The 24,772-nt window shown below is 45.1% G+C and carries 25 protein-coding genes; 17 read left to right on the forward strand and 8 right to left on the reverse strand.

Going from position 1 to position 24,772, the window contains the following annotated elements; all coding sequences use genetic code 11:
• The first annotated feature begins 367 nt into the window (after positions 1–367).
• Both QYB97_RS16690 and QYB97_RS16695 read left to right on the forward strand, forming a co-directional pair.
• Positions 368–679 carry a hypothetical protein gene (locus QYB97_RS16690; RefSeq protein ID WP_301167153.1) on the forward strand — a complete coding sequence of 104 codons (312 nt, stop codon included), beginning with the start codon at positions 368–370 and terminating at the stop codon, positions 677–679.
• A 185-nt stretch (positions 680–864) separates the two neighbouring features.
• A complete protein-coding gene (locus tag QYB97_RS16695) occupies positions 865–4,245 on the forward strand; it encodes a hypothetical protein (protein WP_301167154.1) in 3,381 nt (1,126 codons plus the stop codon).
• A 48-nt stretch (positions 4,246–4,293) separates the two neighbouring features.
• Here the strand turns inward: QYB97_RS16695 and QYB97_RS16700 are convergent, their stop codons facing one another.
• Positions 4,294–5,058, reverse strand: coding sequence for a Nif3-like dinuclear metal center hexameric protein (locus tag QYB97_RS16700; protein ID WP_301167155.1), 765 nt, complete (start codon positions 5,056–5,058; stop codon positions 4,294–4,296).
• 10 nt (positions 5,059–5,068) lie between these two features.
• Positions 5,069–6,307, reverse strand: coding sequence for a tetratricopeptide repeat protein (locus QYB97_RS16705; protein WP_301167156.1), 1,239 nt, complete (start codon positions 6,305–6,307; stop codon positions 5,069–5,071).
• 266 nt (positions 6,308–6,573) lie between these two features.
• Between QYB97_RS16705 and QYB97_RS16710 the strand changes: the two genes are divergently transcribed.
• From QYB97_RS16710 to QYB97_RS16730, 5 genes are all read left to right on the forward strand, one after another.
• Entirely contained in the window at positions 6,574–7,749 is a 1,176-nt protein-coding gene (locus QYB97_RS16710) for a styrene monooxygenase/indole monooxygenase family protein (RefSeq protein WP_301167157.1), read from the forward strand.
• Between the two features lie 169 nt (positions 7,750–7,918).
• The gene (locus QYB97_RS16715; RefSeq protein ID WP_301167158.1) at positions 7,919–8,245 is read left to right on the forward strand and encodes a hypothetical protein; all 327 of its coding nucleotides are present in this window, start codon (positions 7,919–7,921) and stop codon (positions 8,243–8,245) included.
• Positions 8,217–9,245, forward strand: a complete 1,029-nt coding sequence (locus QYB97_RS16720) for a pre-toxin TG domain-containing protein (protein WP_301167159.1) — start codon at positions 8,217–8,219, stop codon at positions 9,243–9,245. Before QYB97_RS16715 ends, QYB97_RS16720 begins: the two co-directional genes overlap by 29 nt.
• A gap of 43 nt (positions 9,246–9,288) precedes the next feature.
• The gene (locus QYB97_RS16725; protein ID WP_301167160.1) at positions 9,289–9,813 is read left to right on the forward strand and encodes a hypothetical protein; all 525 of its coding nucleotides are present in this window, start codon (positions 9,289–9,291) and stop codon (positions 9,811–9,813) included.
• 6 nt (positions 9,814–9,819) lie between these two features.
• Positions 9,820–10,056: a hypothetical protein gene (locus QYB97_RS16730; RefSeq protein ID WP_301167161.1), complete on the forward strand. Its 237-nt coding sequence runs from the start codon at positions 9,820–9,822 to the stop codon at positions 10,054–10,056.
• A gap of 51 nt (positions 10,057–10,107) precedes the next feature.
• On the opposite strand, the gene dhaM is transcribed toward QYB97_RS16730, so the two are convergent.
• The 4 genes from dhaM to QYB97_RS16750 form a co-directional block, all read right to left on the reverse strand.
• Positions 10,108–10,476: a dihydroxyacetone kinase phosphoryl donor subunit DhaM gene (dhaM, locus tag QYB97_RS16735; RefSeq protein WP_301167162.1), complete on the reverse strand. Its 369-nt coding sequence runs from the start codon at positions 10,474–10,476 to the stop codon at positions 10,108–10,110.
• Positions 10,469–11,071, reverse strand: coding sequence for a dihydroxyacetone kinase subunit DhaL (gene dhaL / locus QYB97_RS16740; RefSeq protein ID WP_301167163.1), 603 nt, complete (start codon positions 11,069–11,071; stop codon positions 10,469–10,471). Before dhaL ends, dhaM begins: the two co-directional genes overlap by 8 nt.
• 1 nt (position 11,072) lies before the next feature.
• The gene (gene dhaK, locus QYB97_RS16745; RefSeq protein WP_301167164.1) at positions 11,073–12,059 is read right to left on the reverse strand and encodes a dihydroxyacetone kinase subunit DhaK; all 987 of its coding nucleotides are present in this window, start codon (positions 12,057–12,059) and stop codon (positions 11,073–11,075) included.
• Positions 12,060–12,282: 223 nt separating this feature from the next.
• A complete protein-coding gene (locus QYB97_RS16750; RefSeq protein WP_301167165.1) occupies positions 12,283–12,612 on the reverse strand; it encodes a MerR family transcriptional regulator in 330 nt (109 codons plus the stop codon).
• Positions 12,613–12,820: 208 nt separating this feature from the next.
• Here QYB97_RS16750 and QYB97_RS16755 point away from each other — a divergent pair, with 208 nt between their 5' ends.
• From QYB97_RS16755 to QYB97_RS16775, 5 genes are all read left to right on the forward strand, one after another.
• Positions 12,821–13,183 (forward strand): CidA/LrgA family protein, encoded by a 363-nt coding sequence (locus QYB97_RS16755; RefSeq protein WP_301167166.1) that lies wholly within the window; start codon positions 12,821–12,823, stop codon positions 13,181–13,183.
• Positions 13,180–13,881 carry an LrgB family protein gene (locus QYB97_RS16760; RefSeq protein WP_301167167.1) on the forward strand — a complete coding sequence of 234 codons (702 nt, stop codon included), beginning with the start codon at positions 13,180–13,182 and terminating at the stop codon, positions 13,879–13,881. Before QYB97_RS16755 ends, QYB97_RS16760 begins: the two co-directional genes overlap by 4 nt.
• Before the next feature lie 17 nt (positions 13,882–13,898).
• On the forward strand, positions 13,899–14,039 hold the full coding sequence (fbpA, locus tag QYB97_RS16765; RefSeq protein ID WP_301167168.1) for a Fur-regulated basic protein FbpA: 141 nt from the start codon (positions 13,899–13,901) through the stop codon (positions 14,037–14,039).
• A 153-nt stretch (positions 14,040–14,192) separates the two neighbouring features.
• Positions 14,193–15,161 carry a bile acid:sodium symporter family protein gene (locus tag QYB97_RS16770; RefSeq protein WP_301167169.1) on the forward strand — a complete coding sequence of 323 codons (969 nt, stop codon included), beginning with the start codon at positions 14,193–14,195 and terminating at the stop codon, positions 15,159–15,161.
• A gap of 131 nt (positions 15,162–15,292) precedes the next feature.
• Positions 15,293–16,534: a site-2 protease family protein gene (locus tag QYB97_RS16775; protein ID WP_301167170.1), complete on the forward strand. Its 1,242-nt coding sequence runs from the start codon at positions 15,293–15,295 to the stop codon at positions 16,532–16,534.
• A 46-nt stretch (positions 16,535–16,580) separates the two neighbouring features.
• Here the strand turns inward: QYB97_RS16775 and QYB97_RS16780 are convergent, their stop codons facing one another.
• Entirely contained in the window at positions 16,581–16,853 is a 273-nt protein-coding gene (locus tag QYB97_RS16780) for a YqhV family protein (RefSeq protein WP_301167171.1), read from the reverse strand.
• A gap of 321 nt (positions 16,854–17,174) precedes the next feature.
• Here QYB97_RS16780 and QYB97_RS16785 point away from each other — a divergent pair, with 321 nt between their 5' ends.
• Positions 17,175–17,372 carry a cold shock domain-containing protein gene (locus QYB97_RS16785; RefSeq protein WP_061971922.1) on the forward strand — a complete coding sequence of 66 codons (198 nt, stop codon included), beginning with the start codon at positions 17,175–17,177 and terminating at the stop codon, positions 17,370–17,372.
• Positions 17,373–17,438: 66 nt separating this feature from the next.
• Here the strand turns inward: QYB97_RS16785 and QYB97_RS16790 are convergent, their stop codons facing one another.
• A complete protein-coding gene (locus QYB97_RS16790) occupies positions 17,439–18,863 on the reverse strand; it encodes an amino acid permease (RefSeq protein WP_301167172.1) in 1,425 nt (474 codons plus the stop codon).
• Between the two features lie 172 nt (positions 18,864–19,035).
• Between QYB97_RS16790 and hpf the strand changes: the two genes are divergently transcribed.
• The 4 genes from hpf to secA all read left to right on the forward strand — a co-directional run bounded on the left by hpf (position 19,036) and on the right by secA (position 24,765).
• A complete protein-coding gene (hpf, locus tag QYB97_RS16795; RefSeq protein WP_301167173.1) occupies positions 19,036–19,590 on the forward strand; it encodes a ribosome hibernation-promoting factor, HPF/YfiA family in 555 nt (184 codons plus the stop codon).
• 160 nt (positions 19,591–19,750) lie between these two features.
• Entirely contained in the window at positions 19,751–20,572 is an 822-nt protein-coding gene (locus tag QYB97_RS16800) for a GNAT family N-acetyltransferase (RefSeq protein WP_301167174.1), read from the forward strand.
• 83 nt (positions 20,573–20,655) lie between these two features.
• Complete coding sequence (locus QYB97_RS16805; RefSeq protein ID WP_301167175.1) at positions 20,656–21,909, forward strand: dicarboxylate/amino acid:cation symporter; 1,254 nt, start codon at positions 20,656–20,658, stop codon at positions 21,907–21,909.
• 342 nt (positions 21,910–22,251) lie between these two features.
• Positions 22,252–24,765: a preprotein translocase subunit SecA gene (gene secA, locus QYB97_RS16810; RefSeq protein WP_301167176.1), complete on the forward strand. Its 2,514-nt coding sequence runs from the start codon at positions 22,252–22,254 to the stop codon at positions 24,763–24,765.
• The last annotated feature ends 7 nt before the right edge of the window (positions 24,766–24,772 follow it).

The raw sequence follows: 24,772 nt of genomic DNA on the forward strand, positions 1-24,772 counted from the left end.
AGCGCGAGGACTGCTGTTGGTGATCAACATTGTCGTTCTCCCTTCACATTACGCAAGTCTTTTAATCTCCCATAATAGTTTAGTTCTTTTTGGAGAGTAAGGAAACAAACCGTTTCTACTATTTTCAACAAAAGTATTTGTTAAATCCTGCCGAAGTACAGGGGAATATTTCCTATGATTAACTATAGTCCAATTGGTTTTTTACATTCAAGGATTATACTGCCAATCCAGCGGGAATGGGAGAAATGTCATGCGCAACAGGTAAAAATATCTAAAAGATGCTATTTATTAGTAAAAATGGCTAGTTCATAAGGCATTACCTCTTCTTTACAATGAGAAGGGAGAGAAAAGGCAGGCGGTGAAACGGATGTTGTTTGATAAACAAAAGTATAAGATGCAGGCAGAGATGCTCGACTGGTATTCAGGCAAAGTCTCAGAATCTATGAACCAATTGGATCAGGTGGGAAGAGAGCGTGCGCATGTTCTTTCAAAGGCCGGAAGCTGGGAGAGCAAAAGCAAGAATACCTACCAGCAGATCATGTCGGAAGCAGCAAGCACCCATTATTCAGCAGCGGGTACGGGAGAACAGCTAAAAGAGGCACTGAAGCGGGAAGCGAATCGTCTAAGGCAATTTGTGAACGAACTGGAGAGGAAGGAAAAGCTGGATGAGTCGCAGTAAGAAATAGAGGATGGTTTATTTAGTAACGGCAGTCTTAGGGAATAGTGTCTCTAAGGCTTTTTAATTTTCTATCAGTTCCCCCTGAATTTCCAACCATTTATTTTCCAAAAGTGATGTATAATGTGGATGATACATAAAATGAATAAGGATTCATCTGCCGGAGATGAGGCAAAGCGAGGTGTGACATGAAGGGTCCAGAAATCATCAAGGACTTATTCGAGCTAAAAGAAAAGGGCTATTTAAAGTATGACGATTATTTAAGGGTCGTTGAAGGGATCAACAGATATGAAAAAGATCAGCGGAGGGCCGCTGAAGGAAAAGAACCATCTTTCTCGTTGAAGGAGGAACGGGAGCCTCAGGTTGAACTCCAAAATCATTTGGACCAGCCGGTTCAGCAGCCGATTCTCACGAGTACTGCGCCGGCGGCTCAAGCCTTGCCAAAACCAAGACCGGTTCCAGCAGTTCCGCCCAAGCCTGCGCTGAGTGCTGAACAAAAACGTGAAAGGAATCTCACGCTGCTTATGGCAGCCGGGGTCATTCTGTTGCTTGTTGGCGGCCTTACGCTGGCAACCAGCCAATGGGATGTTTTCTCGCCGTTGGCCAAAACCATGATGGTTGGCGGAATTGCGGCTTTGTTTGGCGGATTGGGTGTTCTTTCTCAACAGGTGCTGCACATTAAGAAAACGGCATTTGCTTTTTTTGTGCTGTTTGCGCTCTTTTTGCCGATTACTATACTGTCCGCAGGGTTCTTCAAACTTTTTGGCAGCTGGCTGAGTTTCTCGGGAGGAGGAAAGTATGTACTGGGCGCCATTACGAGCCTGGTATGTCTGCCGATTTACTGGAAATTCACCAAGTCCTTCGGATCAAAACTGTTTGCGTGGTTTACGCTTATTGCCTCAGCCATTGGCTACGGCTTTATTTTGCTCGCACTAGGTGCAGAGAAAAATGTGTTTTATTTTTTGTATGCGCTCGGAAACGCAGGCTATATCTATTGGTATCATGTGCGGAAAAAGCGGGACAGGAAAGAAACCAGCCAAAAGGTACTTCCGGTCTTTATTCAGGCCAACCTTATTTTATCTTCCGTTCTTATTATTGTTTCCTTTGACCAGCCGCTTTCCCAGAGCTTTAATTTAATTTTAACTGCTATTCTGTATCTGGCCATGAGGATAGTCAATAAGCGGGCCGAGTATGAATTGTTCTTTATGGCGTTTATCTCCTACGGATTGTACCAGCTTATTGAACAGGCGGCAGGTGCCGGTTTGACGCTTGTACTGATTCCCCTGGTGCCGGTAGTTTTGCTTGGTGTTGACCGTTTTTCAAAAGAGAATTTGAAAAAGTACTATCAGGCGGCCAACGCAGCCGTATCGGTCATAGCCTTTTTACTGGTGACTGGCAAAGGATTAATGCTCTCCGGGGGAGAAGGAAGCGTATGGATGCTGCTTGGTTACCTTGTGGTTGCCGGAAACTTCATTTATTTAAGCCATAATACGGCATTTCGTCTGTTTCCATACCTGGCGTCCTTTTATATATTCATTGCTTCATCAGAAGTTTATCATCTCGCAAGCTCAAAAAGCATGAAGTATTGGGCACTGGCGATTGGAATTTCAGGGTTGGTAACCTATTTGGCAGGTCAATGGATAAAGCCTCTCCTGCGTTCTGGCTTGTATGTCGGAGGCGCGTTCCTGTTGATCGGTTTTGGTTTCACTCTTTTGATTCCGGAATATTGGGAGACAGCATTGCTCTCTGTTGTTCTGACAGGTATTTCTGCCCGTCATTATAAGCTCGAAAAAGAGATCGCTCAAAAGATTGCGGGTGCAGGTGTTTCTGTTTTTGGGTTTTTCACAGGATTTTCAGCGGGTATGGCCATGATTTCAGATCCGGACAGGGCACTGTCAATCGGAATTGGAACCATCCTTCTGGCTGCTCTTTATTATTGGAGAAAAAACAGCAGAATTCTGGGGCAATATGCTCTCGTGGGTGCTATCTTCACTTCCTTTGTGAGCTTCCTGGCTTCGTTCAGTACGGAAGCTTATTGGATCCGGTTTTTATGCAGCGTGCTGTTTGCGTTAATGGTATTTGTCGGCACCCGCTATTTTAAACAGTACATTGGATTTGGAATCGCACAGGTGGGGTTGTTCTTTGTTTTTTATTCGTTCCTTCACTTAATTGCAGAACCCGTGAATGAACGGCTCACCCTCATCATCTTGTCAGCGCTGCTGTTTGTTTCGGGGGAGGCATTGAAACGGGTGGACCGCCAAAGTCATCTTCCGGCTCTGGTTGTAAGCCAGGCTGCCCTTCTGTATGCAGTGTTTTATACCTTTATCACTTCAGGGGAAACGTTGCCGTATTTCCTTCTTACTGTTCTTTACGGGCTCTATGTCTGGCGTTCTGTCCATGAAGCAGAACTTAAATACAGTTTGTATGCAGGTCTCACAGTGTTGTCCATGGCATTCGGTTTTACCGTGAACGAATGGTTCCCCAATGAGATTCGCTTGCTGTACAGTTTGGTGCTGCTGGCTGCTTATTTTGTCGTTTCGGCCATCTGGAAGGAGCGGCTCAGATGGTATATCGTTCCGTTTTCCATTCTCGTCATGGCCGAGTATCTTGCGGATTCCTATTATGCGGGAGAGGTGCTGCCTCTTTGGTTTTATGTAGGCGTGGTCCTCATATTCATGGCTTTCTTCCAATCTCTTAAAGGAAATTGGAGAATTGCAGTTGCGTTCCCGCTCATCTTTTTTTGGCTGATGATGGCCAACATGATTGACCTCTACAGCCTATCCGCACAATTAAGTGCGCTCGTCTGGTATGCGATCGGCATGCTGTTTACGGCTGTCGGAATGTTCATTTATGAAAAACTCTATCATCCTGAAAATGGAGAAAAGGTAGATTTGTATGGAATTGCAGGATTGATCTATGTGTGGACCGGCTGCCTGCAGGCGGTAGAATGGGTGTTTATTGGCGGACTGTTCCTGGTTGCGGTGCTGCTGTACCATCATTCCATGCGGATTGCTGCGGTTCCGGTTGTTCAAAAGAGCCTTCAAACCGTCTCAATGGCTGTCGGACTGCTAACCTACTACACCATTATCGATATGTTCCATGTACCAGGCGTGATTGTCACCGAACTTTATGTGCTTCCATGGATTCTATTAAGCTACTTCATCACCTGCAAAACATGGAACCTGAACGAAAAGGCAGTGATGATCGTGCAATACAGCCTAATTGGCCTGATTTCCATCATCTTGATATTGGATGCCATGTTCAGCTACAAAATTGCTGATGCCGTCATTTTGGGTTCTCTCGCTGTGCTCAGCATTCTGTATGGCTTTGTATCCAGGCAGAAAAGCTATTTCTTCAGCGGTCTGATCGTGCTCATTGTTAATGTCTTCGTGCAAACCCGGCCTTACTGGGGCAATATGCCATGGTGGGTGTACCTGCTTATCGCGGGAATTTTGCTCATCGGATTTGCTGGCTATCATGAGTTCAAAAAGCAGAAGGGAATTGAATCCCCAACCCTGAAAGAACAGCTTCAGCGAAAATGGGGCATATGGTTTGGTGCCTGGAAATAAGGAGAAGGACAGTTCCGTGTCAGGAACTGTCCTTTTTATAATCCGGCATCAGCGGGCCCATCCGCTTGCTTCAAAATGAGACTCTTCAATTTTTACAAGCTCAACTTCCGCGTGCTCTTCTTTTATCCTATTTGCGAGGCTTTCTACACCAAAGAGTTCGGTAAAGGTATGTGAGCCCGCTATCAAATTGATCCCCGTGAACTGTGCATATTGAACAGTGTACAGCGTGGCTTCACCGGTTATATACGTGTCACAGCCAGCATCCAGTGCTCTCTTAATACTATCCGATGAATGTCCGGCACCTGTCACGATTCCGATCCGTTTGACAGGACGGCCATGATGCTTCCAGGCCCTGACCGGTTCGCCCAAAGCGGATGAAGCTTTACTGACGAGAGACTCAAACGGCACAGGAGCAGAGAATTCGCCGATCCCGGGAACGTCTCCTTCATCATAGGCAGCAGGCTGAATCATCGTATCGATGCCTAGTGCATTCATCAGTGAAGTGCATGTGCCAAATTCCGCGTAATCGAGCGGACCGTGGATGTAGAAATGGTTCATTTCGTAAAGATTCAACTTCTCGATGCAAGCCTCACGCAGTCCGTAAAGGAAATCCCAGGCATCATGATGGGTGAGCAGCAGGTCCACGTTTTGCTTGGCCGCAGATTCAATAGCTTCAAGTGAGAGATTGGTACAATAACCGAGTCGATGAACGTCGTCCTTTTTTTCGCTCACCCATCCAAAGTCATCATGAACAGCAAGTAATTCAGCAGGGAACAGTGTCGCAATGGTTTTTTTGAATTGAGATAGCTTCATATTGCCTCCTCTAAATGAATGAGCTTTCCACCTGGTTCGCAGAGCAGTAACATTCACTCGAGCGTTTATATTGTTTTTTTCTGTAATAGTAGTCGCCAAGCTGTTCATAGCACATGCGGATATACATAAACTCGTCTTTTTTCTGAAAGATCGGCAGGGCGATTTCTTCTAAAAATATTTTGTAGTCTTCATCATTCCGGCGCTTTGAAACCTGAAATTGAAGAATCTTCAGCAGACAGTATGTTTCGTTCAGTTCTCCCTTTAACAGCTCAAGGCCTTTGGTGATCCAACGTCCGGCATCTTCATTTTCATTGAGCTGGAAGAGATTGCTGGCGAGAAGATAGATGGTCAGTTCTCCGCCCTGAAGGTCATCGCGTTCATTCAGTGATTTTAAGAAATAATCAATAGCTTCCCAGGGCTTCTTCATTTTATGGTATACAATTCCCATATTGTGATAGATATGTATTCGTAAATGCCCGATATCCGGCAAGGATTCGATGCCTTTACGCGCTTTTTCAAAGTATGTAATGGCAGTGGAGTGTTCATTGATCCGGTTATAATTAATTCCGAGAAGAATATAGCAGTCAATAACCTTCTTGAATTGAATGTTTTTATGAAATTCCTCCATCGCCCTTTCGGAATGAAAGATGGAAAGGGTGATTTTGCCCAGACGGCTGTAGATCAAGGCGAGCTGATAATGGTACTCTGGTTCATTGACATAATCCTTGGCCTTCAGATAGAGCTCGAGCGCCTTTTGGAAATGCCCTTTCAGATATTCATATAGCCCCGAAAAGTAAAAGTAATAGGCTTCTGTTTCTTTCGGCGTGTATTCAATGTATTTTTCTGTATGAGCCAGGTGCTCTTCCGCACTGTCAAATTCGCGAAGCAGAAGAAAATGCCGGGTGGCACACAGGTGGAACATTGACAGCAGCTCAATATCTTTAATGCCTTTCATTTTCTTTTCGATGCTGATGTAATGGTCTTTTGTGGCCGACCGCTTTCTTGCTTTTATGTCGTCATACCACGTGTAGATTAATTTTTTTATTTCATCGGTGGAGGAAGACTGCAGCAGTTCGTCATATTCGATGTTAAGTTTTTTGCACAGTAATCCCAGTATTTCTTTGGAAGGAACAATGCTGTTGTTCTCCACTTTACTCAGGTAGGGAACAGAACAAATCCCCGAAGTGAGCTGTTTTTGGGTCAATTTATTTTTTTCCCTGAAATATTTGATCTTCTCTCCTCTAATCATAATCCACCTCAATCCCTCATCATCCATTTCATCATAGCACATTGAATAACTGATTTTTCCTATTATACATATAATTTATGGTACATCTGGCAGTCTTTTGTCAACAAATGAGGAAGCAGCAGGAAAAAGGAAGGAATATGCCATATTTCCTAGGAAATAGATTGGCGAATGCTGTTCTATTCTCCTGTTTTTTCAGAATGAAGAGGAACTCTTGCTTTTAAAAAGAAGTTAGGCATAAGGAAAATAATCAGAAGGAGTGGGAGCCTTTGAAAAAACGGGTTGGTATTATTGGCAGCGGTACAACTGGCTTACAGCTGGCTTATGCTTTATTGGAAGACTTCGATGTTACGATCATTTCTCACCGCACACCGGAGCAAGTGCGCAGCGGGAGAGTCATGTCCACACAAGTCCATTTCGGACCGGCGCGTGAACGGGAAAAAAGGTTCCATATGCCGGATTGGAAGACTGAACGGATGATTGAGAGCATTCATATTACCGTCGGAGACCAAAAGCTGTTTGCAGGAAGGCTCGAAAGGCAGGCATTATCCGTGGATCAGCGGCTCTCTTATTCAACATATGCAGAGGATTTGGAGAAAAAGGGTGTTGCGTTTCAGCAAAAAAAGATTACAGATCAAGAGAGAGAGGCACTTGGTGAAGAATATGATCTTGTAGTGGATTGTACGGGAAAAAATGGTCCGCTCTTTCCATTTCCGATTGAGAACGATCTTACTCCGTTTCGGGAGCCGCAGCGAAAATGCATTGTTGGCTACTTTAAAGGGGTAAAGCCTGTGACACCATGCGGAGTCAGTGTAACGGTGATTCCGGAGCTTGGGGAAATGTTTGAGATTCCTGCTGAAACAGAGTACGGTCCGGTCACAATCCTGTTTATCACAGCTGTCCCTGGTGGTCCGCTTGATATGTTTAAAGGAATCAAATCACCGGAAGCTTTTACGATTAAAATGAGAGAAGCAGTGGAGATGTTCTTCCCGGAAATTCACAGCCGTATTGTTGATGAACAGTTTGCGTTAAGTGATGAAAACAGCTTTCTCCAGGTCGCCATTACGCCAGAGGTGAGAAGGCCTTATGTGATGCAGAATCATCAACTCGTTTTGGGATGCGGAGACAGTGTGGTGCTGAATGATCCGATAACGGGCCAAGGGTGCAACTTGTCGTCCTACTGTGCGGAACAGCTATCTGACCTGCTGATCGAACACAAGCATAATGACCGTTGGGGTGAGGAGCTGGGAGTTTTATATTGGAATAGGATTCAACCTTTTGTTAAAGAAGTAACCGAATGGACCAATGCGATGACTCAGCCGCTTCCCGGTCATGTCATTCAGATGCTCCTTAGCGGGGCACAGGATCAGGAGAAAGCGGATCATGTAGCTCGCTGGTTTGAAAATCCTTCAAGCGCCCATCAGGCTTTTATGGCAAAAGTATAAAACGGCAACACCAAGTGTCGATTGTCCAGTGAGGAGAATCGGCGCTTTTTTTGTCGTTTCTAGTCCAATTATCCCGAATAATTACAATTATTAGTAACTTAGTCTAGTACCTCCATCCTTTTTTGTTTCTTACAATAGAAACACAAGAGACTGAGCAGGCGGTGAACGTATGATATTTGATAAGCAAAAGTACCGGATGCAGGCTGAGATGCTGGACTGGTATTACGGTAAAGTTCAGGAGTCCATGCAAAAATTGGATCAGCTGAGATGGGACCGCAACCGGGTGTTGACCAGGGCATCGAGCTGGGAAAGCAAAAGCAAAGCAACCTATCAGCAAATAATGTCGGAAGCGGCAAGCACCCACTTTGCTTCGGCAAGCCTCGGAGAACAGCTGAAAGATGCGCTGCGGCGTGAAGCCGCCAGGCTGAGAGAACAGGCCGACGAGATGGAGAGGCAGGAGAAGCTTCATGAGTCGAATCAGCGTCAATCCCAATGAGCTGGAAGGCCTGGCTGCTGATCTTCAAAAGCTCGAAGATCAATGCGACGATATAAAAGATTCGCTAAAATGGAACTATAATCTTCTTCATGCGACTTACTGGGATGTAGACAGTACAAGTGCTGGAGGGCTCTGCCACAGCCTGGTTCAAAAGCTTGAGCATTATCAGACCCTGATGAACAACGCACAGGCTGTTGTAAAACGGACGGAAGCGCAGTTTCGCGAAGCCGATCAGGGATGGTTCAATCAAGCTAAGGAATGGGGAATGGAGCTCGTCGGAGTAAACGATGTGGTACGTATCTTTGCGGAATATGACCCTGTGACCGGCGAAAAACTGGACGGTTGGGACAGGCTGCAGGCCGCCGGCTGGACTGCGCTTACTATTTTCCCGCCTGCCAAGCTGGCTGGATTGGGCGGCAAAGCCATCATCAAAGGTGCGAAGGTCCTAAAGATGGGGGACAAGGCCACCGAAGCCTTCCGCGGCATGATGAAGGTACTGCATCCTGATGTGATGAAGAATGCCTTCCGTAACGCATTAAAAGGTGTTATGAACCTTCCAATTTTTCCGAAGTTTAGTCCCCAAAAAGCAATAGCCGGTATTCCTGGAGCTGGAATCGGGCTACATATGGGTGGGTCGTATAAAGCCAACGATTTAGTAACCTTTTTTGCTAAAAGTGTTACAAAGGCTGAATCAAGTAAATTGGTTAATGCTTTAAATAGTTTTCAAGGCAAAAATTTTATCTTTGAAAATCAAAACTTTTTATTAGACAAACGTGGAATGAAACATATTCTTAGTCGACATCATCCTGAGTTTTGGGACGGTTCTACGAAAGCAAAGCAGTCATTCTTGAATAAAAATATGTCTATTGATGAAGTAGCAGATGCTATAGAATCTGTTATGAATCAAAATCGAGAAATTTTGATTAAAAATGGTGCAACGTCCAGTTATCAAATAAAGGGAAGTTATAATGGGATACAAGTATGTAGTTGGTTTCAATAAGGGACGTGTTGGCCAATTTTATCCTGAATAGTAGGTGGGAAATATGTTTTATATCAATACTCTATTAAATAGACCAGAGAAAGAAATAAATGATCTTAACACTATAAAATCTAACATTGAAGAGTATTTCGTCCAAGTAAAGGATGAAAAACAATTATTAAGCATTGGAAACTCTTTAGATTTTGATTATCTTAATGGCGCAATTATTTTAAAACATCTTGATGAGTTTTTGCTTAATGTTGACTGTTGGGATTTAGTTGACCAGTTGTGGGCATATATCCTAAATGTAACTGAGAGTCTTATTTCCACTGGTGAGGGTGAAACCTATTTTCCAGATCAGCCAGTTAAACTTAAACTTAAGTCAATATCTAAGGACTTAGTACTTTATGTATTAGAAGCTGATTATAGGACTAAAGTAGTTCTCCCCAAAAAAGATCTCATCGATATATTACTAAGTGGAGCCGCCGATTTTTTTCATGCAATGGAGAAAACCTTTAAAGGCAAATGCAATTACCAATACGAAATTCAAAAGATATCTTCCCTTAGAGATACGTTACTAGATATGTAAAGCGAATTGAATTTTTCACCACTTGGTTTGCTGGGGAAATCCATCATAGCGAAGTCATGGAAAGATTCAACAGGATTTCTGAATGCACTGATTGATGAACAACATGAATTTGATGGGGAGAAATACGATAGCGCATGGTTAGATGTTTCTAATTGGTATGTAATAAACGATCAGGGTTGCCAAAAAGGAATTGATCTGCCAGCTATCTATCCTGACGGGGAAATTCATTGGCGTTATTTATAATGAAAATTAGTAAAGCCCCGGGAACTTATTAACCCCGGGGTTTCTCCTATCCTATCTGGCAAACTCTGTTTCCAGTGCTTGCACGATCTGCTCCACGGACAGGCCCTGCCCGCTTTGTACAGCGGCAAGGAAGGCACCTTCCACAAGTGGAACATCCTTGAATTGGATGTTCCGGTCACCGGTATAGAGCTCGAGGGCCATCTCGGCGTTCATGGTGGCAGAGCCGATATCGGTTAGAATGATGGCATCATCTGTAACTGAAGAGAATGCTTTTTCAATCCGGGAGACGTCGGTTCCGATTTTTCCGCCGTCAAGCCCGCCGGCATTATGGATCTCCACATTCGCAGCCATCTCAGCAAGCAGCTCTTTCAAGCCAGCAGCTAATTTTTCACTGTGTGACACAAGGATCAAATTAACCATTCAGCACCTCCGCAATTTGGCGGAGCAGAATGGAGCTGCACAGCGCCCCGGGATCCTGAAGTCCTTTGGAGGCATCGCCGAAATACGAAGCTCGTCCTTTTTCCGCTTTTAATTCCTTTGTATCGGCCAGCGCTTTTTCAATCACCGTCTCAAGCGGCTCATCGCCCTTAAGCGCATTCGTAAAAGGTTCCCACACATCCAGCATCGTTTTCTGGCCGGCTTTTGATTTTCCGCGTGCCGCCACACCGTCTGTTGCCTCTTTAAACCCGTCGTATAATTCATCGCCTTCGACAAAGCTTTTGCCGTTCCACTTGCCCGCGAATTTGACAAAAACAGTGCCGAAAAGGGGACCGGATGCGCCTCCGACGGTTTTGATCAGGGTCATGCCTACAAGCTTTGAAAGCTCCCCAAGATCTGCGAAGGAATCTTTATCCTCCAGTTCTTTTTTTACGGCAGTAAATCCCCGTGACATGTTGATGCCGTGGTCACCGTCGCCAATCTCCCGGTCAAGGTCCGTCAGTTCGTCTTTTTGTTTTTCAATTTGGTCCGCGGTCTTCAGCAATGCGGTTTTTAAACCTTCCGTTGTCAGCTTCATCCTATTCACTCCTCACTGGAAATCCTATCGTTTTTGAAGGGGCATCCAAGTACCCGAGCAATTCGTCGTCCACAGCCAGCAGGGTAATCGAAAAACCGTGCATCTCAAGAGACGTCATATAGTTTCCTGTGTAGCTGCGGGCAATGGTGTATTCTTTCTGCTCCAATTGCTCACTCACATATTTGTAGGTGAGGTACAGCTCAGAGACCGGAGTGCCGCCCATTCCGTTTACCATCAGAGCAATTCTTTTGTCAGCCACTTCAGCAGTCAGCCGGTCGAGCAGCTCCGTCACAATCTCACTCACTGGTGCGGCCGCTTTTCGCTCAATGCCCTTTTCCCCGTGGATGCCGATTCCGATTTCCATTTCGTTTTCGTGAAGCTCAAAGCCAGGCTTGCCGCTTTCAGGCATGTAACACGGGGAGAGGGCCATGCCGATGGAACGGACGTGATTGATGGCTTTTTCTGCTGCCTTTTTTACTTCTGGCAGCGATTTGCCCGCTGCTGCCGCTGCACCGGCAATTTTATGAACAAAAACAGTTCCGGCAACGCCGCGCCGGTCTTCTCTATTTTTAATAGCAATATCATCATTAATAATAACCGTTTCAACCTGAATGCCTTCAAGTTCAGCGAGTTCTCTGGCCATGTCAAAATTCATCACATCGCCGGAATAATTTTTCACAATCAACAAAACGCCTGCACCGCCGTCAGCTGCCTTGATTCCTTCAAGCACCATATCGGGAGTCGGCGAGGTAAAGACCTCTCCGCATACGGCGGCACTCAGCATACCCTCACCGACATAGCCTGCATGTGCGGGTTCATGGCCGCTGCCTCCTCCCGAAACGAGCCCCACCTGGCCTGAAGGGGTGCCGTTTTTACGTTTAATGACATTAACACCTTCTACCTTTTCATAGTAATCAGGATGGGAGCGAACGAGTCCATCAACGATGTCTGATACAAATCGATTGGGATCCTGCAAGAGTTTATCCAACGTCATCTCTCCTTATCAGTATGAAAATTCGAAACGCTTACATTGTATTCCCTTCTGCTTATCTTATCAATCACCTTCTTTTCACAAAGAAACGCCCTGCTGGTGCAGGGCGCATTAATGAATGGGTTCCACACATTGTCCGTTACAAAGTTCATCCAGCTATAAAAACGGCAGAAAAATAGAAACCAGCTTCTCAGGTCTAGACTCTGAGAAACTGGTTTTTTTATCTTTTTATCATATTAAAATGTGCGTTCAACTGCCCCCTAATCATCGTATCCCGCAATTTTTCCTTTTGGATGTGCTCTTGTGCTTTTTTCAGCTCCTTCCTGATCTCATGCGTCTGAACCCCGTCTTCTCTCTTGTCTGCTATGCTCATCAGCATCTCCACATCTGAAAAGGAATACTTGCGTGTGCCTTTTTCCGTACGGGCGGGAAAGATTAGATTCCGCTCCTCGTAATACCGGATTTGCCTCACCGATAACCCTGTTAAATCCTTAACCGTGCCGATGGAAATCACTTTTTTCTCTTTATATGGTGAACTCTCATAAGACACCCACATCACTCCTTTATCAGTGGTGGCACGAAGTTCTTTCCATTACTATAAAGCTTTCTGAATAGAATGAAAAGAAGTATGTTAGATTTTCTGACATATGTTTTGGAGCCTGAAAAAAGGGCGGAAGGTTATCTTACAGGTTGAGAGATTTTTTACAAAAGCTTTCGTATACTGAATTCAATCAATCCGGACGAGGGGGAGATGCCGTTTGTTACGCATCATCGGGCAGTTTATGATCGTCCTCACCGCCCTGGCAGCCGGAAATATCCTGTCATCCATTTTTCACCTGCCGTTACCCGGAAGTATGCTGGGGATGTTTTTGCTTTTGCTAGGTCTGCTGGCAGGAATGGTGAAATTAAGCTGGGTGGAGGGTGCCGCGGACTCTAATCTCCGACATATGACCTTGCTGTTTATTCCGCCGGTCGTTGGCTTGTTTTTAAACTGGGGGGCGGTTCATATCCAGCTATGGAAAGTGCTTCTTGTTCTTTCCTTAAGCAGTTTGTGCATTTTGTTAGGAACAGGTTACTCTGTGGAACTATATGAAAAGAGAAAAAGGAGGAGAAACGAATGAGCATCACGTTTGGCAACACACTTTTAAGTATTGCTGCGACAACATCGACCTATCTATTCGGCCTTCGAATCTACCGGAAATCCAATCATAAACCCTGGCTTAACCCATTATATACGGTGACGCTGCTTCTTTTTCTTTTACTTCCGTTCCTGCATATGGACGTGAAGTCCTATGAAAAGGGAAGCAAAATATTTTCCCTATTGCTTCAGACGGGAATCGTTTCCCTGGCCATACCTATTTACAAGCAATTTCCGCTGATTAAGAAAAACATAAAAAAAATTACTGTAGGCATCGTTAGCGGCGGGATGGCGGGTGCTGTCTCTTCTGTAGCATTTGCGTTCCTGATGGGATTTAAAGGTGAAGCAGTGGCGTCCCTGCTGCCGAAAACAGCTACACTTCCAGTAGCATTGTCCGTGTCCGGCTCTCTTGGCGGTACAGCCCCGCTTACCATTCTCTTTGTGTTGATTTCTGCCCTTTTTTCATTGATCGTCGGTCCTCATGTGCTGGACGGATGCAACATCAGGAGTAAAACGGCACGGGGGCTGGCGATGGGAATCTCCGCCCAGGCGCTTGGCGCGAACCGCTCCTTTCAATGGGGAGAGGAAGAAGGGGCAATGGGAAGTGTGGGAATGACAACGACGGCCATTCTGGTTTCAGTAATCATTCCAATGGGCATGCTGTTAATAGCATATTTGTAAGAAAGGGGATTTTTGTAATGGAACAGAAAAAGGAAATTCTAATTACAAAATTGATTGAAGCGGGCTTTTATAAATCTGAAAACGGGCATCTTCATGAACTGACTTTAGAAGAGCTTTTGAAAGAATACCAAATTTTAAAAATGAAGCCTTTTTGTTAAAAATAAGAGAATCCAATAAAAAAGCAAAGAACCCATTCTCCGGGGAGAGGTTTCTTTGCTTTTTCTTTTGCCCTTTTTAAGGAAAAATGATTGTTGTTAAATTCAGAATATACGTTATAATACAAAGAATACAAAAATTTAGGAGTGAGAAGTGTGAAAGCGTTAGAGAAAGTCAGTGCATTTGTCGGCAATACCTTTGCGGTCTGGGTGCTATTTATGGCAGTGGCCGCTTTTATTTATCCTCAAGGGTTTACATGGATCGGAGAGTATATCGTGTGGCTGCTGGGGATCATTATGTTCGGTATGGGGCTGACCCTGTCCGGCTCTGACTTTAAAGAAGTCGCCAAACGGCCAAAGGACGTGGCCGTCGGGGTTGCAGCACAATTTATCATTATGCCGCTGCTGGCATTCGGGCTGGCAACCTTACTGCCGTTGTCACCGCAAGTGGCAGTTGGTGTTATTCTGGTTGGGTGCTGTCCAGGGGGGACCGCCTCCAATGTCATGACCTACCTCGCCAAAGGAGATACTGCGCTGTCAGTTGCTGTAACGTCTGTATCAACCGTGCTTGCACCTGTTTTGACGCCATCATTGATTTTATTATTTGCAAGCAAGTGGCTTCCTGTTTCACCGGGAGCACTCTTCATATCGATCGCACAAATGATCATCATTCCAATCGTGCTTGGCATCATTGTAAAGATGCTGCTTGGAAAAAAGGTCGAAGCCGGTGTAAAGGTCCTTCCGCTCGTTTCGGTTATCTGTATTGTGGCGATCGTCGGGGCAGTGGTAGGCGGAAGCAAAGAACAGATTGCCGCCACGGGTCTTGCCATTTTTGCGGTGGTTATTATTCATAACATGCTTGGATTGCTGCTTGGATACTGGGCAGCGCGCTTGTTCAGGATGAGCCCGCCGAAACAAAAAGCCATCTCTATCGAAGTGGGCATGCAGAACTCTGCGCTGGGGGCTGGACTGGCAAGTGTTCATTTCTCTCCGCTTGCTGCCGTGCCGAGTGCGATATTCAGTGTCTGGCATAACATCTCGGGTGCGCTTGTGGCTACTTATTATAGAAAGCAAGCTGAAAAATTAGAGGCGAAGGGAGACCGTTCCTCCTCTAAAACTGCGTAAACTGCCGAACCTACAGCAGTTTTTCTTTGTGATTTGTAACTTTTTTCTCTTTCATCCGTATATATGGTATGGTTTTATATGAATGACAGTTTTTTACTTTCTTTCCGTTGAAGTTATTGGAGGAATGTTGGATGGCTGAAAGAGCTGAAAAGAAAAACCAGTCCAGGACATGGACGGTTTTAGCCGGAATCGGATTATTTATTTTAAGTAAATTAAAATGGGTCTTTGGATTATTAAAGCTGGGGAAATTTGCAACATTGCTTTCCATGTTTGTATCCGTTGGTGCCTATGCCATGTTTTTCGGGTGGAAATTCGCCGTGGCGCTCGTCTATTTGCTGTTTGTCCATGAGATGGGTCACCTGGTCGCTATGAAAAGGAAGGGGATAGCGACTTCTCCTGCGATTTTCATACCGTTTATGGGAGCGGTGATCGGCATGAAGGAAATGCCGAAAAACGCGAAGGATGAAGCATTTGTCGCTTATGCCGGCCCGTTGTTTGGCCTGGTTTCGTTCCTTCCTGCGGTTTACCTGTATGAAACGCAAGGCTCGCCTTTCTGGGGTTTGGTCATCTTTTTGGGCGCATTTATTAACCTGTTCAATTTGTTCCCGGTATCACCGCTTGATGGAGGGCGCATTGTCGGTGTCCTGTCCACCAAGCTTTGGCTGCTGGGTTTGATCTGTATGATCCCCTATATGTTTATTTCTCCTGATCCCATCATCTTTATCATCTTCCTTTTCGGGATTGCTACATGGTGGAGAAGGGTGAGAGAGGATTATGTACTGCAGGAAAGCAAGCAGTCGCTTGAGCTGCATCAGAAGGAAGAAGAGAAAATTCATTCGCTCGTCCGGGAGATGGACGAGTATCGTGACCTTCCGAATTTCCCGTATATCGTGGATACCTTTATCGATGAGGGAAGAGTGGAACGGGAACGGCTCATCCGCAATCTGCCTTCGGGCTCTGCCGTCCCTTTTGTACATGATAAGAAGCGGCTGAAAAAACATGCCATGCTGACGGAAATCAATCTGCTGGAAAAGCGGGAAAAGTATTTCCTTATGCTGTATAAGCATGAAGTCATGAAGGAAAGGGAACGGCTGCTTGCGGAGCAGGAGCTCCAGTACGGGGAAGATCACCTGAGTGGTGTCCCTGAAGGCGGTCATCCCGAAAAAGTGGTGGAAGCCTATCTTTCGGCAGTAAAGGAAGAAGCGGAAACTCAGGAAAAAGAGGTAGACCGCCGTAAAAATTATTATGTGGCCAGTCTGAAAACAAAAATTGTGGTCCTTATTTTGTACCTTGCCCTGGCTGGTGTATTGTCATATTTCGCTATGTATGGGCACACCATTATGGAAATCCACCGCGAACTGCTTCAGCGCTGATAAAAATGCCCGGCCTTCCATTTTCACGGGAACCGGGCGTTTTTTATTATTTTCGTATTCCATAAACAATGAGGCCAAGACCGGCCAGAATCCACAGCAATTTTGCCGTGCTGATCTTGGCCGTAATGCCGACTAACCCTAACGACATGGTGGAGAAGAAAATAAAGGGACCGATAATGGATAATGTGGAATTGATCAGCAAGGCTTTTTCAACAGAATTGAAACGGAGCATCAGGATAGCGGCACTTACCTCGCACAGCCCGGACAGAACCCTGATTGCGGCCATGCCAAGGACAATTTTTTCAAATACTTGAAACATACAGTCAACCCCCATGAAGTGCATTCCGCACGTTGTCACGGCCGTTATGTAACCGTACAAAAAATGGCTGTCCCTATACTATATGTTGTCCACCACAAAGTAGAAGCCGAAAGCAAAAGGCTTTTATAAGGGGTAAAATAACCGGTCAAATGTGTAGATTTATAGGGGATTTTACAAGAATGTGCAAAGAAAAAGATTATTCGACAAAACTTCTTACTATTCGCTAAATGATGCGTTTGACAACAATTTTTTAAATATGTAATACTATGATTGTATAGGGTTCCTATACAGATCGTCATGACGAAGGGATAGTGAAAGTACATGCAAGGAAAAGTAAAATGGTTTAATGCAGAAAAAGGATTTGGCTTTATCGAAAGAGAAGATGGGGACGATGTATTTGTACATTTCTCAGCCATCAATTCTGAAGGTTACAAGTCTCTTGACGAAGGCCAAGAAGTAGAGTTTGAAATCGTTGACGGAGCTCGTGGACCACAAGCAGCTAACGTAACCAAACTATAATAATAACTAGCCGATACTTCGGATAATAACCCAGCATTCTTTTGAATGCTGGGTTATTTATGTCCGTCAATATTCTTCCTCAGTTTTGTGAACCTTTTTAAATTTCCCAAACCTTGAACCGAGGTAATAGGCACTGAAAATGACGGCTACAAAGCCAAGGCTGATGTAAAAACCTACTCTTTGATTGGTGTGCAAAAGAGACCCTGCGATGGTAAAGGCAATGAGAGCAATCCCCAGATAGGACGTTAACGGATAAGCTGCGGATCGGTAATGCTCATTGCTCGAGCCAATCTGCCTCCGTTTTTTAATATGGGAGGACAGGATGATCAGCCAGTTTAAGATCAGCATGATACCGGCCGAGGTTGTCATATATTCATACACTGTGTCCGGCAACAAAAAGGAGAAAAGGACGGAGATGGCAAGCCCGATTCCGCTCAAGCCCAAGGCTCCTGCGGCAACTCCCCTGCTGTTCTTTTTCTGAAGGCGTCCGGGAGCATCTCCGTCTTTTGCCAGGGAAACCATAATGCTTGTGATGGAGAACAGAGCCCCCACCATGGTAGAAAATGCGGCACTGATCAATATAACGTTAAAAATCGTTTCCAGATAAGGAATGGGAAAGCTTGACAGTGCTTTAACAAACGGGCTTTTGTCCTCATTAATGACACGAAAGGAAACCATCATCAAGATAAAGAGAATACTAACGGCGTAGAATACCGTTAGTGCGATCACGAGAAATGTGCCGGCTTTTGGCACATCTTTTTTATTTCTCAGCTCTGTAGAGAGGACTCCAAGCACTTCAATCCCACCATAGGAAAACAGGATAAAAATCATGGCAGACCAGAATCCGGAGAAGCCGTTCGGAAAAAAACCTTGTGCAAACGATGCCGATGAGAGACTTGCTTTAGCGCTGTCAGGGGAAATGACTCCAGCTACAGCCAGAATTCCAAATCCGATAAACGCAACAAGAGTGGAAATTTTGATGACCGCAAAGAATGATTCAATGCTGCCAAAGTTTTTCACACCCAGAAGATTGATCCCGAGGGCCAGTACAGAGTAAACGACGGATAAGAGCCAGAGGGGCACATGGGGCAGCCAAAGCTGTGTAAAGATCGCCAGAGCGGTTACTTCACTCGACATGATCAAGACACCTGCTGTCCAGTAAATCCAGCCGCTCATAAAACCGACAGGATGGCCGAATGCCTGGCCGGCATACGTCCGGAAAGAGCCGGGCTGAGGATCCTGTACCGTCATTTCAGCAAGAGCGCTGAAAACAAAATAGGCCGTCAAACCGGCCAGCAGATAGCCGATCAGTACCGAAGGCCCGGCTGAATGGATGGACAGGCCGGAACCAAGAAAAAATCCCGCACCGATTACAGAGCCAATCCCAATCAATGAAAGCTGCCACCAGGCGAGTTTATGAGATTCCCCTTTTTTTACCTTGCCTTTTTGAACGTTTTTCACACTTTGTTTAACAACATTTTGGTTATGCATTCCGATCCCTCCTAATACCTTACATACCCATTGTGCCCGAAACTAATTTTTCTATGGCTTGGCGAAAAATGTCGAGAAAGAAAAAATATTGTCAAGATATTTTAAAGTTTATGAAGGAATTGTTAACGGGTATAACGAAATATATATACATCACGAAAGGAGGAGTTAAGATATGCAATTTAACATTCGTGGAGAAAACATTGAGGTGACTCCAGCTTTAAGGGAATATGTTGAAAAGAAAGTTGCAAAGCTAAAGCGCTATTTTAACGAAACTCCGAATACTGACGCATACGTCAATCTAAAAGTTTACAACAACACCCAATCTGTCGAGGTAACCATTCCGATGACAGGGTTGCTGCTCAGAGCAGAGGAAAGCCATACGGATATGTATGCGGCAATCGACCTCGTAATTGAAAAATTAGAGCGTCAGATTCGTAAACATAAAACGAAGGTGAACCGCCGTTCCAAACAAAATGGAGGCATTCATGAAATGATTGCCAACAGTGCAGATGCAACTACAACCCTGGTTGTGGACGAAGAGGAAGACGAATTTGAGATTGTCCGTGAGAAACGCTTTGACCTCAAGCCAATGGATACGGAGGAAGCGATTCTTCAGATGGATCTGCTGGGCCATAACTTTTTTGTTTACAATCATGCAGAAACCGGCACGACTAATGTGGTTTACAAACGAAAAGACGGAAGATACGGTCTGATCAGTCCGGAATAAATCGATTTGAAACTTAATAATGACAACAAAAAAACAGCCGGCAAAAGAGCACTTAAATGTGCTCCTTTGCCGGCTTTTCTGGTGTATTTCTTTCCTTGCATAAAGGACTTTTCATAGTGAGGCGAGAAATGAAAAGGATATAGAAAATGGGGGGCTTTTCATGGAATACCATCAACAGCTGTCAGAGTTAAAAAACCTTCAGCATCAGTGCGAAACAGCAGAAGATCTGCAGCTGAAATTGAACTGGGATATGCTTGAGCTGCGAAACGGAAACAGCAAGGAGAACTTTTTTCATTATGAGGAAGGGAAGCTTTGTGCCTTTCTGGGGATTTACGGATTTGGAAGCAAGGCAGAATTGTGTGGAATGGTACTGCCTGCATACCGGAGGAGAGGAATCTTTTCACAGCTTTTAAAGAAAGCCATCCAGCATGCCAAACTAGAGTATGAAGAAATCTTGCTGAATACACCTGAGAATTCATCATCTGGCCAAGCCTTTTTAAAACAAGTGCCATGTTTGTATGCTTTTTCCGAGCACCAGATGAAGTGGCAGGGAAGTGCAGATGAGGCTTCAAATGATATCTCTTTAAGAATCTCCAGTCCATCCGACCAAGAGTTTGAAATGCAGCTGGATGTTGAGTGTTTTGGTTTTTCCCCGTCAAAGGCCAAAGAACACAATCAGCGAATAAAAAATGAAAAGGGACTAAATCGGTATGTGATAGAAAAAGACGGAAAACCGGTAGGAAAGGTAAGAGTGGCTGCTGAGGGAGGAGAAGCCTGGATTTACGGATTTGCGGTAACCCCGGCTGAACAGGGAAAAGGGATTGGCAGGAGTACGCTAAAGTCTCTGATCTCCCAGGAACAGTCGAAAGGCCATTCGCTGTCCCTGGATGTGGAAGCAGATAATAGCAATGCACTGAAACTCTATGAATCCTGTGGTTTTACATCTTATTGCACACAGGACTATTACCGTTTTTCGCTTTAGTACAGGAAGGGGCTCAATAACACATTGTGTTTTTTGACAATGATGCCTATAATCTACATGAACATGAAAAAGGGGATATTGAGATGAAGAAAATTTTAAAGACCTACCGTTTTCCGCTCATACTATTGCTTTCCATTGTGATCGGAAGCATCATCGGTTTTACACAGGGCAAGGATGCCGCTGTTTTAAAGCCGTTTGGTGATTTATTTTTGAATGCGATGTTTATGATCGTTGTTCCGCTTGTCTTCTTTTCCATCTCATCGGCCATTGCTTCAATGGGCGGTGTGAAACGCTTTGGAAAAGTAATGGGATCAATGATGGTTGTTTTTCTTTTTACAGGGGTCGTGGCTTCGGTTATCGCGATGGTTGGTGTGAAAATATATTCACCTTCCAAAGGGGTAAACATCGATCTTGTTAAACCGGAAGCTGCCGGTGAAAAGGTTTCCGTCGGGGACCAAATTGTTCAAACACTGACGGTTTCTGATTTCTCTGAGCTGTTTTCGCGCAACAACATGCTTGCACTTATCTTATTTTCAGTACTTATGGGTATCGCTGTTACCATGATTGGTGAAAAAGGAAAGCCGTTCGCATCATTCCTGAAATCTGGCAGTGAAGTGATGCTGAAAATGGTCAGTCTGGTCATGTATTATGCTCCTATCGGGCTCGGCGCTTATTTTGCTGCCTTGATCGGGGAATTTGGACCCACGCTGCTTGGTTCCTATTTTCGTGCGGTGCTTTACTATTATCCGCTTGCTCTTATTTATTTCTTTGGATTCTTTACGCTTTATGCACTTATGGCGAACGGAAAAGACGGCGTTCGTCTTTTCTGGAAAAACATGCTTTCTCCATCGCTGACCGCTCTGGCAACCTGCAGTTCGGCAGCCTCCATTCCGGTTAACCTGGAAGCTTCGAAAAAAATGGGTGTTCCGGATGACATCAGTGAAACGGCTGTGCCGCTTGGCGCAACACTTCATAAAGACGGCTCAGTCATGGGCGGAGTTCTTAAAATCACGTTCCTTTTTGGGATTTTCGGACATAGTTTTTCCGGTATCGGAAACTACCTGCTTGTGCTCGTTGTTTCCTTGCTTGTCGGAATGGTCATGGGTGCGATACCGCAAGGCGGAATGATTGGCGAAATGCTCATTCTTTCCTTGTTCGGTTTTCCGGTGGAGGCGCTGCCGATTGCAGCAGCTATCTCTACCATTATCGACCCGCCGGCAACCCTGCTCAATGCAACGGGTGACAATGTAGCCAGCATGCTTACCGCCCGTCTTGTGGAAGGCAAAAAAAGGATGAAAGAAACCGTCATGAGACTTGGTGAACAAAGGGGAGCATAATCCCCGGGGCACGGCCAATCGCGGCTGTGCCTTTTTTACATAATTGGGTTTAAAACAATCAGTGGACGTACATCCTAGATGAAATTCCTTTTCATCCTAGATGAAATTCCTTTCCCCGTCTTTTGGGAAACAGGGCAAAAGTCATGCTTTGGTTTTTGTAAATTCTTTTACATTTCCCCACTTGTATCGTTTTTTCTTTATACTGGGAAACAGAGAGTTTGTGAAAGACCGTAAAAATAATTGAATTGACAGCCATAGAAATTTCGGCTTTCTTGTCGTAAAATTCACAAACTGATAGAATAAGTAATAGCACTTATTTCCTGAACAGAGGAGCGTTAACAGATGATAGGATTGCTTAAAAAAATTTTTCCCAGCACGAATGATCGAAATTTAAATAGATACCAAAAAATTGCCGACCAGGTGGATGGGCTGGGAGATGCCCTGAAGGGTCTTTCGGACGAGGAACTAAGCCAAAAGACCGGGGAATTCAGAGAGCGCATCTCCAAGGGGGAATCTCTTGATGCCCTTCTTCCTGAAGCATTCGCGGTCGTTCGTGAAGCGGCAGACCGTATTCTCGGCTTACGTCCCTATCCTGTTCAGATCATGGGGGCAGCCGCTCTACATGAAGGCAACATTGCCGAAATGAAAACAGGTGAAGGTAAAACGCTCGTGGCGACCATGCCGGTGTACTTGAATGCACTTGAAGGCAAGGGTGTCCATGTCGTTACGGTCAACGAATATCTGGCACGCCGTGACTCCGAGTTAATGAGCCCGCTGTACAACTTCCTTGGTCTCACCGTCGGATTGAACATTTCCGATATGTCCAGAGAAGAAAAACACGAAGCCTATGCTGCTGACATTACTTATGGAACCAACAACGAATACGGCTTTGATTACCTTCGGGACAACATGGTTGTTTATAAGGAACAAATGGTTCAGCGTCCGCTTAACTATGCTATCGTCGATGAAGTTGACTCCATTTTAGTCGATGAGGCGCGTACACCGCTGATCATTTCGGGTTCAGCCCAAAAGTCAACCGAGCTGTACATGATGGCTAACATGTTTGTCCGTACGCTGAAAAAAGAAGAAGATTATACCGTTGATATTAAAACGAAAAATGTTCAGCTTACAGAAGAGGGAATTACGAAAGCAGAGAAATATTTCAACATTGATAACTTGTATGATTATAACCATGTTACGCTGAACCACCATATTAACCAGGCGTTGAAGGCTAATATCATTATGATTCTTGATGTGGATTACGTGGTGCAGGACGGCGAGGTTGTTATTGTTGACCCGTTCACCGGCCGCTTGATGGCAGGGCGCCGATACAGTGAGGGGCTTCACCAGGCGATTGAAGCAAAGGAAGGCCTTGAAATTCAGCGTGAGAGCATGACGCTTGCCACCATTACGTTCCAGAACTACTTCCGTATGTATAACAAGCTATCCGGTATGACGGGTACAGCGAAGACGGAGGAAGAAGAATTCCGCAATATTTACAACATGGAAGTAGTGGCTATTCCGACGAACCGTCCGATCGCCCGTATTGATAATTCCGATTTTGTTTATAAATCCATGGCTGGAAAATTCCGTGCCATTGTAAAAGAAATTCAGGAGCGCCATGCAACCGGGCAGCCGATCCTTGTAGGTACAGTTGCTGTTGAAACATCAGAATTGCTTTCCCAGATGCTTCGCAAAAAAGGCATTCCGCATAATGTATTGAATGCGAAAAACCATGAACGGGAAGCAGAAATCATTGAAAATGCCGGCCAGACAGGCATGGTGACGATTGCGACCAACATGGCAGGCCGTGGTACAGATATCAAGCTTGGAGAAGGGGTCCGTGAAGTGGGCGGTCTTCACATCCTTGGTACAGAACGCCATGAATCCCGCCGTATTGACAACCAGCTTCGCGGACGTTCCGGACGTCAGGGAGATCCGGGGTCTTCCCAGTTTTACATTTCCATGGAGGATGAATTGATGCGCCGATTCGGTTCAGACAACATGATGAACATGATGGAACGCCTTGGAATGGACGAAGATACACCGATCGAAAGCAAATTGGTTACCAAAGCCGTTGAATCTGCACAGAAACGGGTGGAAGGCTCCAACTTCGACGCCCGTAAGCAATTGCTTCAGTATGATGACGTTATGAGACAGCAGCGTGAGATCATCTACAAGCAGCGCCAGGAAGTTCTCGATGCCGATAATCTTGGAGATATTGTTCTGAAGATGGTGGATTCATCCATTGACCGAATTGTAAAAGCTCATACACAGGAAGAAATCGTGCAGGAAGAATGGGATCTTGATGAAATTGTGAACTATTCCGTTGCAACCTTCCTGAATGAAGAAGATGTAGCGGTTGAAGACCTTAAAGGACTTGATCAGGAAGAGATCATTGAGCTTCTGAAAGAAAAAGCACATTCTGCCTTTGCCGAGAAAGAAGCACTCATTGAACCTGAGCATATGCGTGAGTTTGAAAAAGCCGTTATCCTACGTGCGGTTGACTCCAAATGGATGGATCATATCGACCAGATGGAACAGCTCCGCCAGGGGATTCACCTTCGCGCCTACGGCCAGAATGATCCGCTTCGCGAATACCAGTTTGAAGGGTTTGAAATGTTCGAAGCGATGGTTGCTGCCATTGAAGAAGAGGTTTCCATGTACATCATGAAAGCCCAAGTGGAACAAAACATGCAGCGCGAGCAGGTGGCAGAAGGAAAAGCAGTGGTTCCGAGCGATAAGCAGGAAACAAAACGCAAGCCGGCGAAAAAGAAACAGGACATCGGACGCAATGCTCTTTGTCCTTGCGGAAGCGGCAAAAAATACAAACAATGTCACGGAGCGGAGAATTAATTCCGCC

The sequence above is a fragment of the Fictibacillus fluitans genome, assembly GCF_030418125.1.
Classification (GTDB): Bacteria; Bacillota; Bacilli; order Bacillales; family Fictibacillaceae; genus Fictibacillus_C; species Fictibacillus_C fluitans.

What these genes read in the sequence shown, in the direction of transcription:
- QYB97_RS16715 (WP_301167158.1), top strand. Translation starts at nt 7,919, where the DNA reads ATGATATTTGATAAGCAAAAGTACCGGATGCAGGCTGAGATGCTGGAC.
- fbpA (WP_301167168.1), top strand. Translation starts at nt 13,899, where the DNA reads ATGGAACAGAAAAAGGAAATTCTAATTACAAAATTGATTGAAGCGGGC.
- QYB97_RS16700 (WP_301167155.1), bottom strand. Translation starts at nt 5,058, where the DNA reads ATGAAGCTATCTCAATTCAAAAAAACCATTGCGACACTGTTCCCTGCT.
- secA (WP_301167176.1), top strand. Translation starts at nt 22,252, where the DNA reads ATGATAGGATTGCTTAAAAAAATTTTTCCCAGCACGAATGATCGAAAT.
- QYB97_RS16780 (WP_301167171.1), bottom strand. Translation starts at nt 16,853, where the DNA reads ATGTTTCAAGTATTTGAAAAAATTGTCCTTGGCATGGCCGCAATCAGG.
- QYB97_RS16690 (WP_301167153.1), top strand. Translation starts at nt 368, where the DNA reads ATGTTGTTTGATAAACAAAAGTATAAGATGCAGGCAGAGATGCTCGAC.
- QYB97_RS16705 (WP_301167156.1), bottom strand. Translation starts at nt 6,307, where the DNA reads ATGATTAGAGGAGAGAAGATCAAATATTTCAGGGAAAAAAATAAATTG.
- QYB97_RS16695 (WP_301167154.1), top strand. Translation starts at nt 865, where the DNA reads ATGAAGGGTCCAGAAATCATCAAGGACTTATTCGAGCTAAAAGAAAAG.
- hpf (WP_301167173.1), top strand. Translation starts at nt 19,036, where the DNA reads ATGCAATTTAACATTCGTGGAGAAAACATTGAGGTGACTCCAGCTTTA.
- QYB97_RS16785 (WP_061971922.1), top strand. Translation starts at nt 17,175, where the DNA reads ATGCAAGGAAAAGTAAAATGGTTTAATGCAGAAAAAGGATTTGGCTTT.
- QYB97_RS16800 (WP_301167174.1), top strand. Translation starts at nt 19,751, where the DNA reads ATGGAATACCATCAACAGCTGTCAGAGTTAAAAAACCTTCAGCATCAG.
- QYB97_RS16790 (WP_301167172.1), bottom strand. Translation starts at nt 18,863, where the DNA reads ATGCATAACCAAAATGTTGTTAAACAAAGTGTGAAAAACGTTCAAAAA.
- QYB97_RS16805 (WP_301167175.1), top strand. Translation starts at nt 20,656, where the DNA reads ATGAAGAAAATTTTAAAGACCTACCGTTTTCCGCTCATACTATTGCTT.
- dhaL (WP_301167163.1), bottom strand. Translation starts at nt 11,071, where the DNA reads ATGAAGCTGACAACGGAAGGTTTAAAAACCGCATTGCTGAAGACCGCG.
- QYB97_RS16720 (WP_301167159.1), top strand. Translation starts at nt 8,217, where the DNA reads ATGAGTCGAATCAGCGTCAATCCCAATGAGCTGGAAGGCCTGGCTGCT.
- QYB97_RS16775 (WP_301167170.1), top strand. Translation starts at nt 15,293, where the DNA reads ATGGCTGAAAGAGCTGAAAAGAAAAACCAGTCCAGGACATGGACGGTT.
- QYB97_RS16760 (WP_301167167.1), top strand. Translation starts at nt 13,180, where the DNA reads ATGAGCATCACGTTTGGCAACACACTTTTAAGTATTGCTGCGACAACA.
- dhaM (WP_301167162.1), bottom strand. Translation starts at nt 10,476, where the DNA reads ATGGTTAATTTGATCCTTGTGTCACACAGTGAAAAATTAGCTGCTGGC.
- QYB97_RS16725 (WP_301167160.1), top strand. Translation starts at nt 9,289, where the DNA reads ATGTTTTATATCAATACTCTATTAAATAGACCAGAGAAAGAAATAAAT.